This window comes from Campylobacter sp. RM15925 (assembly GCF_012978775.1).
GTDB classification, from domain to species: Bacteria; Campylobacterota; Campylobacteria; order Campylobacterales; family Campylobacteraceae; genus Campylobacter_A; species Campylobacter_A canis.
Genome location: NZ_LIWP01000004.1, coordinates 32089 through 47174, shown reverse-complemented (window position 1 = coordinate 47174; position 15086 = coordinate 32089). Strand labels below are relative to the sequence as shown.

At 39.8% G+C, this 15086-nt stretch carries 11 protein-coding genes; 6 read left to right on the top strand and 5 right to left on the bottom strand.

The window, feature by feature from the left end; genetic code table 11:
• Positions 1–7 precede the first annotated feature (7 nt).
• The gene (locus CDOM15925_RS03335; protein ID WP_169941088.1) at positions 8–2047 is read left to right on the top strand and encodes a motility associated factor glycosyltransferase family protein; all 2040 of its coding nucleotides are present in this window, start codon (positions 8–10) and stop codon (positions 2045–2047) included.
• Positions 2048–2289: 242 nt separating this feature from the next.
• On the opposite strand, the gene CDOM15925_RS03330 is transcribed toward CDOM15925_RS03335, so the two are convergent.
• Complete coding sequence (locus CDOM15925_RS03330; protein WP_169941086.1) at positions 2290–3831, bottom strand: flagellin B; 1542 nt, start codon at positions 3829–3831, stop codon at positions 2290–2292.
• 158 nt (positions 3832–3989) lie between these two features.
• Here CDOM15925_RS03330 and topA point away from each other — a divergent pair, with 158 nt between their 5' ends.
• The 5 genes from topA (at position 3990) to CDOM15925_RS03305 (ending at position 10830) form a co-directional block, all read left to right on the top strand.
• A complete protein-coding gene (topA, locus tag CDOM15925_RS03325) occupies positions 3990–6092 on the top strand; it encodes a type I DNA topoisomerase (protein ID WP_502707278.1) in 2103 nt (700 codons plus the stop codon).
• A gap of 343 nt (positions 6093–6435) precedes the next feature.
• On the top strand, positions 6436–7275 hold the full coding sequence (locus CDOM15925_RS03320; protein ID WP_169941082.1) for a biotin synthase: 840 nt from the start codon (positions 6436–6438) through the stop codon (positions 7273–7275).
• Positions 7256–8440 carry a cation:proton antiporter gene (locus CDOM15925_RS03315; RefSeq protein WP_169941080.1) on the top strand — a complete coding sequence of 395 codons (1185 nt, stop codon included), beginning with the start codon at positions 7256–7258 and terminating at the stop codon, positions 8438–8440. The genes CDOM15925_RS03320 and CDOM15925_RS03315 overlap by 20 nt, the downstream gene beginning before the upstream one ends.
• Before the next feature lie 2 nt (positions 8441–8442).
• Positions 8443–9717, top strand: coding sequence for a citrate synthase (locus tag CDOM15925_RS03310; RefSeq protein WP_169941078.1), 1275 nt, complete (start codon positions 8443–8445; stop codon positions 9715–9717).
• Between the two features lie 174 nt (positions 9718–9891).
• On the top strand, positions 9892–10830 hold the full coding sequence (locus tag CDOM15925_RS03305; protein ID WP_169941076.1) for a 3'(2'),5'-bisphosphate nucleotidase CysQ family protein: 939 nt from the start codon (positions 9892–9894) through the stop codon (positions 10828–10830).
• Positions 10831–10956: 126 nt separating this feature from the next.
• Here CDOM15925_RS03305 and tsaD read toward each other — a convergent pair whose 3' ends face one another.
• Genes tsaD through CDOM15925_RS03285 form a run of 4 tightly spaced genes read right to left on the bottom strand, consistent with a single transcriptional unit; the run spans position 10957 to position 15058 of the window.
• Entirely contained in the window at positions 10957–11964 is a 1008-nt protein-coding gene (gene tsaD / locus CDOM15925_RS03300; protein ID WP_169941073.1) for a tRNA (adenosine(37)-N6)-threonylcarbamoyltransferase complex transferase subunit TsaD, read from the bottom strand.
• A 2-nt stretch (positions 11965–11966) separates the two neighbouring features.
• A complete protein-coding gene (locus CDOM15925_RS03295; protein ID WP_169941071.1) occupies positions 11967–13208 on the bottom strand; it encodes a uracil-xanthine permease family protein in 1242 nt (413 codons plus the stop codon).
• Entirely contained in the window at positions 13209–14333 is a 1125-nt protein-coding gene (gene dxr / locus CDOM15925_RS03290) for a 1-deoxy-D-xylulose-5-phosphate reductoisomerase (RefSeq protein ID WP_169941069.1), read from the bottom strand. It abuts the gene before it with no gap.
• On the bottom strand, positions 14327–15058 hold the full coding sequence (locus CDOM15925_RS03285) for a phosphatidate cytidylyltransferase (protein WP_169941067.1): 732 nt from the start codon (positions 15056–15058) through the stop codon (positions 14327–14329). Before CDOM15925_RS03285 ends, dxr begins: the two co-directional genes overlap by 7 nt.
• Positions 15059–15086: the final 28 nt, after the last annotated feature.

The window sequence follows — 15086 nt, the reverse complement described above, 5'->3', positions numbered from 1 at the left end:
AGATAAAATGAGCAAAAAAATAGATAAAAAAGAGCAAATAGGCAAAAGTAGTATAAGCACAAAAGAGGCTAAGCATAAAGCCGACAGTCAAGCAGGGCAGATACAAAACCCTATCTTTGAAAGAAACCTTCAAGCGTTATTTCAACAAGATGAAATTCTAGCTGCCAGACTCTTTGCTATGGGTGCTCAAGACAAATACGAAGTTTTTACAGGAAAAGATCCTCTTGATATAAACATAATTGATCGCAAAAGCTTTAAATACATATATGAAAATCCCGTAAAAGACACGCACGATATGCTTGAAAGTCTTGAAAAACAGTATAAGCGCTATCCGATTATGTACTTTTACGGACTTGGCAACGGAATTTTATACAAAGCACTACTTTGCAATGAGACACATCAAAGAATAGTGGTCGTCGAGCCCGAGCTTGAGATAATTTATATAGTGTTAAATTTAATCGATCTTTCAAACGAACTTGCAAGCGAGCGACTGACACTTTTTTACTCAGAGTTTGCCAATTATTCGCAGTTTTATTATCTTATCGCAAAGGTTGAATTTAACAGATATGCAAAGCTTTACGATCTGCATATACATACAGCTTTTTATGACAACTTTGCCGATGATTACCAAAGAATCAACTATGAATTCACTAAAGCCATCTCTCAAATGGTCGCAAGTAGCGGAAATAGCATAGACGATATGCTAATAGGCATAAAAAATCATATAGAGAATTTACCAACTATGATCACAGGATACTCTTATGTAGATCTTGTTAAAAAGCGCCATAATCTAATGGATACTGCTATAATAGTTGCCACAGGACCTAGTCTTGACAAGCAACTTGATACGCTTAAAAAATTCGCTCCATATGCTACAGTTATCAGTCTTGATGCCTCTTATCCTATACTATTAAAGCACGGCATAAAGCCCGATTACGTAACATCTATCGAAAGAGTAGTTGCTACTTCAAGCTTTTTTAAGCATAAAAACAAAGAATTCGATAAAGACATATACTTCATCGTAGCTTCTCTAACCCACAAACAAACTATCAAAAATATCTTGCCTAGAAGACTTGTGCTAACAATAAGACCTCAGCCTAGCGAATTTATCTTTAATCTAAAAAAATACGGCTATCTTGGCATAGGACACTCCACGGCAAATCAAGCATATCAGCTGGCAAGAGTGCTAGGGCATAAAAATATCGTTTTGATAGGGCAGGATTTAGCCTTTGCTCCTGACGGCAAAAGCCATGCGACCGGTCATGCATTCGCTCAAGCAGAAGAACACCTCTATACTAAAGCTTACGGCGGAGAAGGTGAAGTAAGAACTACTTACGTTTGGGATAAGTTTAAAAATCAATTTGAGAAAGATATAGAGGAATCCAAAAAAGAAGATATCGCGACATATAACTGCACTGAGGGCGGAGCCAGGATAGAAGGCGCTATCGAAAAGCCATTTTTAGAGGTAATAAATAAGCTTTGTAAAGACAAAAAAGTAAAAAATTTACCAAACATCAACGAAGTAAAAGACAAAACCGCAAACAGATATCTTTTACAATCATATAAGACTATAAAAGAAAAAATAAAAATTCAAGAACTTGCTAAGTCTAAAGTAGAAGAGGTGTTCTTAAAAGTGGTTCCTCAAATAGACAATATACTAAAAATTAGAGACGAAGGAAAAGTAAGCGAAAAGCTTTTTGATAAACTAGTTAAAATTTCAAACCAAATAGACAAAGCAAAAAATGTAATAATGAACAAAAACTACCAAAAATATGTAGACAACATAGTTTCTATGTCCATCTATTATCAAGAGCTAGAACTTGCTAAAATTTCAGTTGCGCCAAGTGAAACACAGCTAGAAAAAGTAAATAAGCTTATAGAGTGGGTTGAAATTCATAAATACTGGCTATTTTCAGTTGCAGGCGGACTAAATGCCGATATAGAAACCACCAAAAAAGCTTCAAGAAATTTGATAAAAGAACTTAAAAAAAGAGGTCTTATAGAAAAATCAAATTTAGGTAAAATCAAAGATAATTTTAGATTTTAAGTATATTAAAATTTCAAGTCGGATAATCAGACTTGAAATTTGAGTTTTAACAACTAAGCAACTTAACACATTTTGAGGAAGCCTTAAGCCTGAAAGCTTAAGGATGGATATTTTAGATTACTGAATAAATCCAAGAACATTTTTCCAGCTTCGCAGGATTTTATTAAAATCCTGCTTCGCGTAGAAACGTTTTAATACTACTGAAGTAGTCTTAAAACGTTTTCAAGGAAACTTATCTTAGATTACTGAAGTAACCTAAGAACGTTTTGTTGAACAGCGTTAGCTTGACTCATTGCATAACTTCCTGATTGAGCTAGGATGTTAAATTTAGAGAAGTTTGCTGATTCTTTAGCGAAATCAACATCTCTTATTTGAGATTCAGCTGATTTTACGTTTACTTGAGTAACTGTTATGTTATTAACTGTTGCTACAAGTTGGTTTTGAACAGAACCTAGGTCAGAGCGGATAAAGTCAAGTGTGCGCTGAGCGGACTCTGCTATATCCATAACAGCCATTGCCCCTCTTAGTGTTATAACACCAGCTGACTGAGCAGATGACATAGTTGCTTTACTCATTCTTTGAAAGCCCATAGCGGCAGCAACGGTTTTATCTATCTGACCTCTAATCTCTCTCAAAGAAACAGATGCCTGAGATCCTCCATTGGCATTATTATCGGCACTGAAAGCTAAAGAGAATTTATCTCCATTGGCGCCACCAGCTTCAACTTTAATATCTCTACCATCAAGGCGAACCAAGTTAATTCTTCCTGCAAATACGCCTGTACTTAGCATAGCACCTACTTTTTCCGACATTCCTAATGCTTGACCTATCTTATTTTGATCTTGACCATTTTTGCCACCAAGTTTGATAGCTCTACCATCACGACTTGTCAATACAAGCTTACCAGCCGTATTGACAGAAGCTTCAACTCCCGTTTGGTCCTTTACAGCATTTATAGCATTTACCAAAGCACCGTTACTATCCCTATCTTTAACCGTCAAATCGCCTATTATGACACCATTTACAGTAAGACCTTTTAAATTACCAGCGGCAATTGTGTTCTCGGCAATAGCAGTTACATCAAATGTAGCCCTTACACCTGTTTTATCAGCTACTTTGTTAATGTTTTCAGCTAAAGCACCGACACCTTCACCTATGTCTGTGCCTATCTTAGCTGCAGCAACTTTAACATCATTTACACCATCAACATTTTTAAATGTAACTGTAAGTGCAATAGCTTTTGTTAAAATCTTAGAACTCTCAAATCTTGTTAAGCCAATTTTATCTGATGTAGTAGCACCGATAGAAGCTTTAACAGTTTGGTTTGAGTAAGCACCGATTTGAAACTCTTTGTTAGAGAATGTTCCGTTAAGTAGTTGCTGACCGTTGAATGAAGTTGTGTTGCCGATGTTATCAAGCTCTTCCATAAGGCGAACGATATCAGCTTGAAGCGCTTGGCGAGACTGAGTTGTTTGTCCGTCTTGAGCTGATTGAGTAGCTTTAACCTTGATAGTATCAAGAATTTTTAGCTGCTCATCCATTGCTTTATCTGCAACTTGGATGATACCGATAGCATCGTTACCGTTTGCTATAGCTTGACCTAAAGCGTTAGCTTGTGCTCTAAGGCTATCTGCAATAGCCAAACCTGAAGCGTCGTCAGCTGCAGTTTGAATTCTCAAACCTGAACTTAATTTGCCAAGAGACATAGAAAGCTCTCTATTATTGCTGACTGCGTTTGCGTGTGTGTTAAGTGCATTTATGTTAGTGTTAATGCGAAAACTCATTTTAAATCCTTTTAAGTTTAGTTACGACTTCATGTCGCACAAAAACTATATCGTGAGTTTTAAAAAAAAGTTTATAGCCAAAATGAAAAAAATTAAATTTTTATTTTTATCATAAAATTTTTGCTACAATTAGCCGATAAATTTTTAATAAGGTTATAATAATGAAAAATTTAATCATCGTAGAATCACCCGCCAAAGCAAAAACTATCAAGAATTTCTTAGGCAAAGACTACGATGTGATAGCCTCCAAAGGGCATATCAGGGATCTTCCTAAGACGACTTTTGGTATAAAGATAGAAGATGACAAATTCACTCCCGAATACAAAGTAAGCAGCGATCACTCCAAAGTCGTAAAAGAGATAAAAGAGCTTGCTAAAAGCGCTGATAACGTCTATCTGGCAACCGACGAGGATAGAGAGGGAGAAGCTATAGCCTATCATATCGCAATGGCGATAGGCAAAAAACCCGAAAGCCTGCCAAGAATCGTATTTCACGAGATAACCAAAACCGCGATAAACAACGCCTTAAACAGCCCGAGAACTATAAATATGTCAAGCGTAAATGCCCAACAAGCCCGCCGTTTGCTTGACCGTATAGTGGGATATAAGCTCTCTCCGCTTTTAAATTTAAAAATCCAAAAAGGACTAAGCGCGGGCAGAGTGCAAAGTGCGGCTTTAAAGATAATAGTGGATCGCGAGCGTGAAATTCAGGCATTTAAACCTATAGAATACTACACAATCGATACGAAATTTAAAAAAGATTTAGAAGCCGAGCTTGTTAAATTTGAAAACCAAAAGATAGAAAAGCTAACCATAACAAACCCGGATCGTGCAAAATTTATCGTAGAAAATTTAAAAAACGACAAATTTAAAATTCGCGAGATCGAAAGCAAAGAGCGCAAAACCGAACCAAGTCCGCCGTTTATGACCTCAACACTTCAACAAAGTGCGAGCAATAGACTTGGATTTAGCCCCAGAAAAACGATGATGATAGCTCAAAGCCTATATGAAGGCGTGCAAACCCATCAAGGCTTCATGGGCGCGATAACATACATGAGAACCGATAGCTTAAATTTAGCCAAAGAGGCGGTTGAAGCCGCACGAGAGATCATTAAAAGCGAATACGGAGAGAAATACCTACCAAGCAAGGCTAAAATTTACGCTACCAAAAGCAAAGGCGCACAAGAAGCTCACGAGGCGATACGCCCTACAAATTTAAGCTTCACTCCTGAAATAGCGGCTAAATTTTTAGAAAAAGACGCGCTTAAGCTTTATACGCTTATATACAACCGCTTTTTAGCATGCCAAATGAGCGCAAGCATAAGTCAAACGCAAAACGTCTTTGTGTCAGGCGATAAGGGCGAGTTTAAGATAAGTGGACGCAAGGTGCTATTTGACGGCTTTTATAAGGCTTACGGGGATTTGGATAAGGATAAAATTTTACCGAATTTAAATATAGGCGACGAGATGAGCTTACAAAACATATCAAGTAGCCAGCACTTTACCGAACCGCCTAGTCGCTACTCGGAAGCGGGGCTTGTTAAAAAGCTTGAAAGCCTAGGGATCGGTCGCCCAAGCACATACGCACCGACCATATCGCTACTAACTTCGCGCGATTACGTAAGAGTGGAAAAAAAGCAGCTCATACCAAACGAGATAGCATTTACGATGATGGGTGTGCTTGAAGAACACTTTAGCGATATCGTCGATAGCGAATTTACGTCTGTTATGGAAGAAAAGCTTGATAGCGTAGCTGAAGATAAGGTTGATTGGCAAAAGCTTTTAAGCGAATTTTACTATCCGTTTATGGAGAAGATCTCAAGCGGCAAAACAAATATAAAAAGCCAAAAAGTAGCAACTCCGATCGGCGAAAAATGCCCTGAATGCGGAGGCGATTTACTTCTTAGAAAAGGGCGATTTGGTGAATTTATAGCTTGCGGAAATTTCCCAAAATGCAAATACTCGCGCAATATCAAAAAACAAGAAACAAGCGAGTCAAGCGACCAAGCAAAGCCGAAAAAAGAGCTTAAAAAGCTTGACGTGCCTTGTCCTGAGTGCGGAAGCGATCTGGTTGAGCGCATAAGCAAGCGAGGTAAATTTTACGGATGTTCAGGCTATCCGAAGTGCAATTTTATCAGCAAATACGAGCCGACAACCGAAAAATGCGACGAGTGTGGCGGTATGATGGCAAGAAAAGAGCTTAAAAAAGGCATTTTCCTAGAGTGCGTAAAGTGCAAAAATAAAAAGCAGATAGAGGGATAATACTGGCTCGTCCCTCTATACAAAGAATTTGGAACGAGCAAAACGAGTGAGTATTAGATACTTTGCCTGATATCTTAAGCCACTTTACCGCTTGAGCCGCCTCCGCCAAAATCTCCGCCTTTGCCGACACGATTTAAGAATTTTAATAAATCCAAAACCAAACTAGTATCTCTTTTTACGCTTAGAATTAATCAAAATTCAAATGACTAAATTTTGGCCCTATCCAAAGTAGAAATTTAACTCAATTTTACAACCAAAAAGCCAAAACAAGGCACGTTTAAACAGATAAAAGCTTTGATTTTGTATAATGTTAATTTTTATAAAATCAATGCAAAGAGAACTAATGAAACAAATTATGCTATGTGCGATCTGTTCGCTAAATGTCGGCAACTGCTCGGAAGACTGCGGTTACTGCACGCAAAGCGCAAAAGTAGACGCCAGAATAGAAAAATACAAATTAAAAACAATCGAAGAGATCATCTATGAGGCTAAAATAGCCTCAAATAACCACGCACTTGGCTTTTGCCTAGTAACTTCGGGTAAAAATTTAAACGACACAAAGCTTGAACTTATCTGCCGCGCGGCAAAAGAAATTTCAAAAGAGCTTCCGAATTTAATGCTGATCGCATGCAACGGAATGGCAAGCTACGAAGCGCTTAAAGAGCTTAAGAGTGAGGGAGTTTTTAGCTACAACCACAATCTTGAAACCAGCCGCGAATACTTTGCTAAAATTTGCACTACGCACACTTGGGATGAGAGATTTGAGACGAATTTAAATGCCAAAAGGGCAGGACTGGCGCTTTGTTGCGGGGGTATATACGGACTTGGCGAGAGTAATGAAGATAGAGTTAGCTTTAGAAATAGTCTAAAAGAGCTTGATCCGTTTTCCACGCCTATAAATTTCTTTATCCCGCACGCGGCACTTCCTATAAAACAAGAAAAGCTAAGCCAAGATGAGGCGCTAAGAATCATAAAAGATACGAAAGAGGCTTTGCCAAACGCAAGAGTCATGATAGCAGGCGGCCGCGAAGCGGTGCTTAAAGAGCGTCAATATGAAGTTTTTGACTACGGCGCGGAGGCTATCGTGATAGGAGATTATCTTACGGCTAAAGGCGAAGTTGCAAGCAGCGATATAAAAGAGCTTACAAAAAGGGGATATAGCTTTGCCACACTCTGCCACTAGCGGTCTTAGCATACTAATAGCACTTGCTTTTATAGTATTTACCTCGCCGTATTTTTCTAAAATTTTGCGTATCCCAATCGCTCCGGTTGAGATTATTTTGGGTGCGGCTGCGGGGTATTTCGGACTTATAGGGCACAACGACATATTTCACATAGTTAGCGAAGTAGGGTTTTTCTACCTGATGTTTTTAGCGGGAACCGAGGTTGATCTAAAGATATTTTTTACAACCGATAAAAAAATCCTAAAATCAGGGCTCATATACATCGCACTCCTCTATCTGCTCTCATCTATAATTACGTTTAGCTTTGATCTAACACCGCTTTTTATCCTCATCATACCGCTTATGAGCGTGGGTATGATATTTACGCTGTTTAAAGAGTATGGGAGAGAAGAAAAATGGCTAAATTTAGGCATGCTTGTCGGCTCCATAGGCGAAGTTGTAAGTATAGTTCTTTTGACATTTGTCGGGGCATACCTGAAATTTGGTGCCGGAAGCGAGCTGGCGCTTTCTATCATTTACCTTGGAGGATTTTTACTGCTTAGCGCATTTGGCTTTAAGATGCTAAATGTGCTTTTTTGGTGGTATCCTCAACTAAAAGTCATGCTTATGCCTCATTATGATAACGCCGAAAAAGATATAAGGCTTTCTATGGCGCTATTTTTCGGCATTATCGCACTTATGCTTTATCTTGATCTTGAGATAGCCTTTGGAGCTTTTGTAGCAGGCACTTTTATAGCGACATTTTTTGATCACAAAAAAGACCTTCCGCATAAGCTTGCAAGCTTTGGATTTGGCTTTTTGGTACCTACATTTTTCATATATATCGGCTCTACTTTTAAGATTGACGCTTTATTTATGGACGGAATCATCAAAAACGCGATGCTGATAGTATCGATAATGATAGGCTTTAGGATGATAGCAAGCCTTGTATTTTTAAATTTGCTCGGCTTTAAAAAAACCATGCTTTACGCACTATCTCACTCTATGCCACTTACTCTTTTGATAGCCGTTGCTACCATAGCTCACAAATCAGGCGACATAAGCGAGGAATTTTACTTCTCTTGTATCCTTGCAAGTCTAACTCAGGCTATAATAGTGATGATAAGTATAAAAATTTTGATGAATTCCCAAAAGAAAAATTTTAGAGCAATCTCAAAGGAGTAAAGATGTCAAACACTGTCACACTTACGGACAACAGAAACGGCAAGAGTTACGAATTCCCGATTTTACAAGGAACTATGGGTCCTGATGTCATAGATATATCGACATTTTTCAGCCAAACGGGTATGTTTACCTTTGACCGCGGATACACTTCAACCGCGATGTGCCGCTCGTCTATCACCTATATAGACGGACTTAAAGGCGAGCTTATGCACCGCGGATACGATATAGCATATCTAGCCGACAACAAAACCTTCCTTGATGTCGCGTATCTGCTTTTAAACAAAGAGTTGCCTAACGCAAAAGAGTATGATGATTTTAGACTTGAGCTTAAAAAGCGCTCCTTTATACACGAAGGCATGATGAAAATTTTCGACGCTTTTCCGGATAAAGCTCACCCTATGGCGATCTTGCAAGCTAGCGTTTCTGCGCTTAGTGCGTTTTATTTCGATCATCTTAATATGGACAAACCCGAAGAGTATCACGAAATGGCTATGCGAATAATTGCCAAAATCCCTACCATAGCCGCGTTTAGCTATCGCTACTCAAGAGGGCTTCCTATTATTTATCCGAATTTGGACCGCGGATTTACCGAAAATTTTCTTTATATGATGAGAAGTTATCCTTATGAGCACGTGAATTTAAAACCTATCGAAGTAAAGGCTCTTGATACGGTTTTCATGCTTCACGCCGACCACGAGCAAAACGCCTCAACCACGACAGTTCGCACCGTAGGCTCAACACACGCTCATCCGTATGCGTGTATATCGGCAGGCATCGGAGCTCTTTGGGGATGGGCGCATGGCGGAGCGAACGAAGGCGTCATACGCCAGCTTGAAGAGATAGGCTCGGTAGCAAACGTAGAAAAATACATCGCACGCGCAAAGGATAAAAACGATCCGTTTAGACTCATGGGCTTTGGGCACCGAGTATATAAGAATTTCGACCCGCGCGCAAGAGTGCTTAAAAAGATGTGCGATCAGCTCTTTGACGAGATCGGCATAAATACCGAGCTTTTAAAAATCGCCAAAAAGATCGAAGAGATCGCACTTAGCGATGATTATTTCATCTCGCGCAATCTTTATCCGAACGTGGATTTTTATTCGGGACTTATATTAAAGGCGCTATCGATTCCAAATGACATGTTTGCCGTTATCTTTGTGATCGGGCGCACACCGGGCTGGATAAGCCAGTGGATAGAGCTAAAAGAGCAAGATACGATCAAGATCGTTCGTCCTAGACAGCTTTATGTCGGAGAAACAAACCGAACACCGAAGTGATTTTTAAACCTGTGCAAAGCACAGCAACTTATAACGTCGCCCTAGGTGGGGGTTAAAGGGGGCGGAGCGGGTCTCGCAACTCTGAGCAACCGCCCCCTTGATAAAAATAAAAGTGGGCAAAGTTTAATTTTTTAAGCTGATTGCCTTATGCTATATCTATAAATTTGGATTAAAATGAAAGACCTGAATTTTTTACTTGAACTAGCCAAAAATGCCGCCTTTGAGGGCGGAAAAGAAATTTTAAAATTCTACAAAAGCGACTTAGATGAAGAGCTAAAACAAGCGCTAATGCAAAATATACCGATTGATAAAGATAATTTGCCCTTTAAGAAAAGCAAAATTTCAAACAGCCCAGAGCAAAACGACTCGAAAGAAAAAATAGGCTATGAAATTTACATAAAGCCCGACAAATCGCCTGTAACCCAAGCGGACTTGGCCTCAAACGATAAAATTTTTGAAATTTTAAGCAAAAGTGGCTTGCCTATTTGCTCGGAAGAGAAAATTTTAGATGAAAACGCAAGCGAATTTTGGCTCATCGATCCACTTGACGGCACAAATGACTTTATAAGCGGAGTTGGTGAATTTTGCGTATGTATCGCGCTTATTCAAAACTCCCGCCCAATTCTTGGAGTGATTTACGTGCCTATCTCAAATGAAATTTATTTTGCCGCAAAAGGTCTTGGCACACATTATGAAAAGCTTAAGAATTTTAGCTCTATTCAAGATCAGATCGCTTCATTTTCAAAGCAAAATTTAGCAAACAAATCCCAAAAACGAATAGCTATAAGCAGATACGGCAAAAACAAAATTCCGCTTCTACTCAGCCAAAAGCTAAATTTAGAGCCTCTTCGCTTAAGCTCGGCTATCAAATTTTGTAAAATAGCCGAGGGCATGGCTGAAATTTATGCAAGGTTTAGTCCAAGCTGTATCTGGGATAACGCCGCAGGTGAAATTATAGCTAGCGAAGCGGGTGCCGTGATGATAGATCTAAAAACTAAAAATTCGCCGCTTTATACCGTGCAAAATCTAAAAAGCAACGAATTTATAGTGATTTCAAACAAATTCCTAGATAAAAAAGATGAAATTTTAGAATTTATAAAAAGTAGCAAATAGCAAGCAAATTTAAATTTCATAGCACTTTTAACGCCTTTTAATATTGTCTTTGCCACTTGCGCGCAAAGTTTTTCGTTTTTAGATTAGCGCAGACTTTAAGTCAATAAAAAGTATAAAAACTGAAATTCAAGCCTCATCAAATTTAACACGCGGATTTATCTTTAGCTCATCAAATTTTACAAACTCTTTTTTAAGGTATTTTTCACGCCCTGCTCTAGCTATCATGGCCGCATTGTCAGAACAAAATTTAAGTGGTGCAAGCAAAAGCTCGCAATCAAATTTAGAGCATAAATTCTCAATTCGCGAGCGTAAATTTAAATTCGCGCTTGCTCCGCCCACTACGCCAAAACGCCTAAATTTTCGCTCGTTAAATACTTTTTCAAGCTTATTTAAAATATGCTCGCAGGCTACATTTTCAAAAGCGTAGCAGATGTCGCTGATATCTTGCTTGCTTAAATTTCCGATTTCTTTTAGCTTTTCTATCTCGACCCTGACCTGATTTTTAAGCCCTGAAAAGCTATAAGCCGTGCGAGGATCAAACAAAAGAGGAACCGTGAATTTAAACCTGTCTTTTTGCACACATCGCTGCGCTGCGCTTTGGACTTCAACCCCGCCCGGATAGCCAAGATCAAGCATCTTGGCAACCTTATCAAAGCTCTCGCCGAAGCTATCGTCCATCGTCGAAGCAAGTAGCTTGATGCCGCCCTTTTCATCGATGTCAAGTATCATCGTATGACCGCCGCTAACGAGCATCACACCAAGCGGAAAGCGCGCCTCTTCTTCTAAAAAAAGCGAATAAATATGTCCTATGAGATGATTTACTGCGATTAACGGCACATTTAGCGAGATACTAAGCGCCTTTGCCATACTTACTCCGCCCACCAAGCTTACGGTAAGCCCGGGCTCATTTGTAACGGCAATTGCCTTGATATCCTTAAAATTTGGCTTTATCTCTTCAAGCAGCTTTGGCAAAGCGGCAGTGTGAAGCCTTGCGGCAAGCTCGGGCACCACTCCGCCAAATTTGGAGTGCTCTTCGTCTTGAGATATCTTTTTATGATGTATGAGCTTTAAATTTTTGATATCAAAAAGCGCGACAGAGCTGTCATCACAGCTACTTTCTATCCCTAAAATCACCTCTAAAAGCCCTCGTAATGCTTGGTTTTTGGTAGTAGTAAATTTAGCACGATACCAACTAGCGCACCAAGACCCACACCCGAAAAGCTAACCACGCCAAAGTCAAGCACCATACCGCCTATCGCGCAAACAAAGATAAGCGCTACGATGATCATATTTCTTGGCTCGGCAAGATCAACTTCGTGCTTTATAAGCGTTTCTATACCGACAGAAGCGATGATACCAAATAAAAGCAGCATGATACCGCCCACAACAGGAGTCGGAATCGTAGCAAGCACGGCTCCAAGTTTACCGATAAATGCAAGCAAGATAGCCGTGATCGCAGCAAAAGTCATAATGGCAGGGTTATAAGCCTTGGTTATACTTACCGCACCCGTAACCTCGGAGTAAGTCGTATTTGGCGGACCGCCGAAAAGTGAAGCCGCAGAGGTGGCAAGCCCGTCTCCCAAAAGGGTGTTTTTAAGCCCCGGATTTTTTAAGAAATTCTCTTTAGTAACGTTACTGATGGCTAGCATATCGCCGATGTGCTCGATAGCAGGCGCGATAGCGATAGGCACCATATAGATGATAGCGTCAAAGTTAAAGCTAGGCGAAGTAAAATTTGGCACCGCAAACCAACTCGCCTTTGCGATCGGTGCAAAATCAACAATGCCTGCAAAATAAGAAGCCGCGTAACCGACTACTATACCGCAAAGAATTGGTATAAGTCGCATCATTCCCTTGCCAAACATCATAACCAAAATCGTAGTAAGCAAGGACAAAAAGGCTATGCTCATCGCCGTGTTTTGGCTGTAAAGAGCCTCATTTCCTTTGCCCATAGCCATATTTACCGCAGCGGGAGCCAAAATAAGTCCGATAGTAACTATCACAGGCCCAACAACCACAGGCGGAAGTAATTTGTGCAAAAAGCCCTCGCCTCGGTAGCGAACGATAAAGCTAAGCACCACATAAAAAATTCCCGCAGCAAAAAGTCCGCCCATCGTAGCAGAGAGCCCCCACTTCTCGATACTAAAAGTTATAGGAGCTATAAAGGCAAAGCTGCTTGCCAAAAATATCGGCGGAACGTTTTTGCGAGTAACAACCTGAAACAAAAGAGTTCCGATACCAGCCGTAAATAGCGCCACGCTCGTATCAAGCCCCGTCAAAATCGGCACTAAAACCAGCGCACCAAACGCCACGAATAAAAACTGAACGCCTATAAGGCTATCTTTTAATCTAAATTTATACCCTTCGTATTTTTGCATTCACACCCTTTCTTTTATCTCTTTGCTAGCCCAAATTCTTACTTCTTTATCTATCTCAAAAAGCTCGTTAAGGCTCGTAATCTTAGTATTTCCAAACTCCTTAACGCTTTTTAAAACCACTCTTGAAATTTCTAAAAATTCGCACTCGTTTTTTAGAAATTTAAACACTCCGATCTCATTTGCCGCATTTACGATAACTCCTAAATCAGGATTTGCCAAAAGCTCGTCTTTAAGCGAAAAAATCGGGTATTTGTTTAAATTTATCTTATGAAATTTGATGTTTTTAAGCGCGAGCAGATCTAAATTCGCAGTTATGTTTTGACTGAATTTTTTATTTTTTTGATCTGCATTTGACGCGTTTAAATCACCCAAAACAGCATGCGCAATCGCTAAACTCATATCGGTTCTTGAAAGATGAGCCGTAGTTGAGCCGTCTTTAAAGGCTACAAGCGCATGAATCATCGACGTAGGCTCTATTAGGGCATCTATCCTATCTGTGCCAAAGAGCCAAAACGCTTCTAAAACCTCAAAAAGCTTGTTTGCCATCGTCGCGCTATCTATGGTTATCTTAGCGCCCATATCCCAGTTTGGGTGCTTTAGAGCATCTTTTGCCGTTACGTTTTTTAGCGCTTTGATAGGAGTTTTATAAAAAGCTCCGCCGCTTGCAGTTATAATGAGGCTACCCGCGGGCGTTTTGTTTTCAAGCAGAAATTTCAGTCCAAAATGCTCGCTATCTATCGGATTTATCTCTTTTGCATTTAGAAATTTACCGCCCACTACAAGGCTTTCTTTATTGGCTAATGCTAGCTTTTTGCCTAAATTTTGGATTTTCACGCTTGGAGCAAGCCCCGCAAAACCCACAAGGGAGTTTATCACAAGCTTAGACTTGCAGGCTTCAAGCATATCCAAAATACCCTGCTCTCCTGTAAAAACCTGCTTATGCTTAACGAATTTAGCCAAATTTTCATCGTTTATACAGACAAATTTGGGATTAAATTTTAAAATTTGCTCGTTTAAAAGCTCGTAGTTTGAGTTGCAGCTAATAGCCTCAATGCCGATATTAAATTTATGAGCTAAATTTAAGCTGGTTTTGCCTATGGAGCCGGTTGAGCCTAGAACTACCACGAAAGCATCCAAAGCATCGCAACTACGCCAAACAGATACCCGTCTATCCTATCAAGCATGCCTCCGTGACCCGGAAACAGATCGCCGCTATCTTTAACTCCCGCTTTGCGCTTTAAATAGCTCTCAAACAGATCACCCCAAACGCCAAAAGCGCCCACAAAGAAACTCGTAAGCAAGCTATGGAAAAAGGCCTCGGTTATTATGTAACCAAACACGCTTCCGGCAACGCTTGCAGCGCATATGCCGCCGATTACTCCTTGCCAGGTTTTATTAGGCGAAGTCGGGCTAAAGGAGTGCTTGCCAAAGCGCTTTCCGATAAAATACGCCCCGCTATCGCAAGCTATAACTATAAATATCATCCACGCAAGATATCCTATGCCGTAAGTATCATAAAGCATCCAGATAAGAAATATCGGAGTCATCGGGTATAAAAACGGCAAGACGGATTTTAAATTTTCGCTTTTAAAATGAACAAGCACGCTTAAAACGAGCAATACCGCCAAAAGCGCTATAAAAACAGGATTTGAAAAAGGTGTTAGCAGATAAAAAATCATAGCGATAAGCACTAATGACTTCTCGTGAATTCCGTATAATCTCTCGCTTTCTATGAACGAGATAAATAAAACAGCGCCCAAAACAGCGAAATTTAGCAGATGACTATCGATAAGAAATACTATCAAAATAGCCAAAAACATTATAACGCCGGTAATTACTCGTGTTTTCATAAAATTTCCTTTTTGATTTGGAAATATT

What these genes read in the sequence shown, in the direction of transcription:
- CDOM15925_RS03295 (WP_169941071.1), bottom strand. Translation starts at nt 13,208, where the DNA reads ATGCAAAAATACGAAGGGTATAAATTTAGATTAAAAGATAGCCTTATA.
- CDOM15925_RS03285 (WP_169941067.1), bottom strand. Translation starts at nt 15,058, where the DNA reads ATGAAAACACGAGTAATTACCGGCGTTATAATGTTTTTGGCTATTTTG.
- CDOM15925_RS03320 (WP_169941082.1), top strand. Translation starts at nt 6,436, where the DNA reads ATGAAACAAATTATGCTATGTGCGATCTGTTCGCTAAATGTCGGCAAC.
- CDOM15925_RS03330 (WP_169941086.1), bottom strand. Translation starts at nt 3,831, where the DNA reads ATGAGTTTTCGCATTAACACTAACATAAATGCACTTAACACACACGCA.
- CDOM15925_RS03310 (WP_169941078.1), top strand. Translation starts at nt 8,443, where the DNA reads ATGTCAAACACTGTCACACTTACGGACAACAGAAACGGCAAGAGTTAC.
- CDOM15925_RS03335 (WP_169941088.1), top strand. Translation starts at nt 8, where the DNA reads ATGAGCAAAAAAATAGATAAAAAAGAGCAAATAGGCAAAAGTAGTATA.
- CDOM15925_RS03305 (WP_169941076.1), top strand. Translation starts at nt 9,892, where the DNA reads ATGAAAGACCTGAATTTTTTACTTGAACTAGCCAAAAATGCCGCCTTT.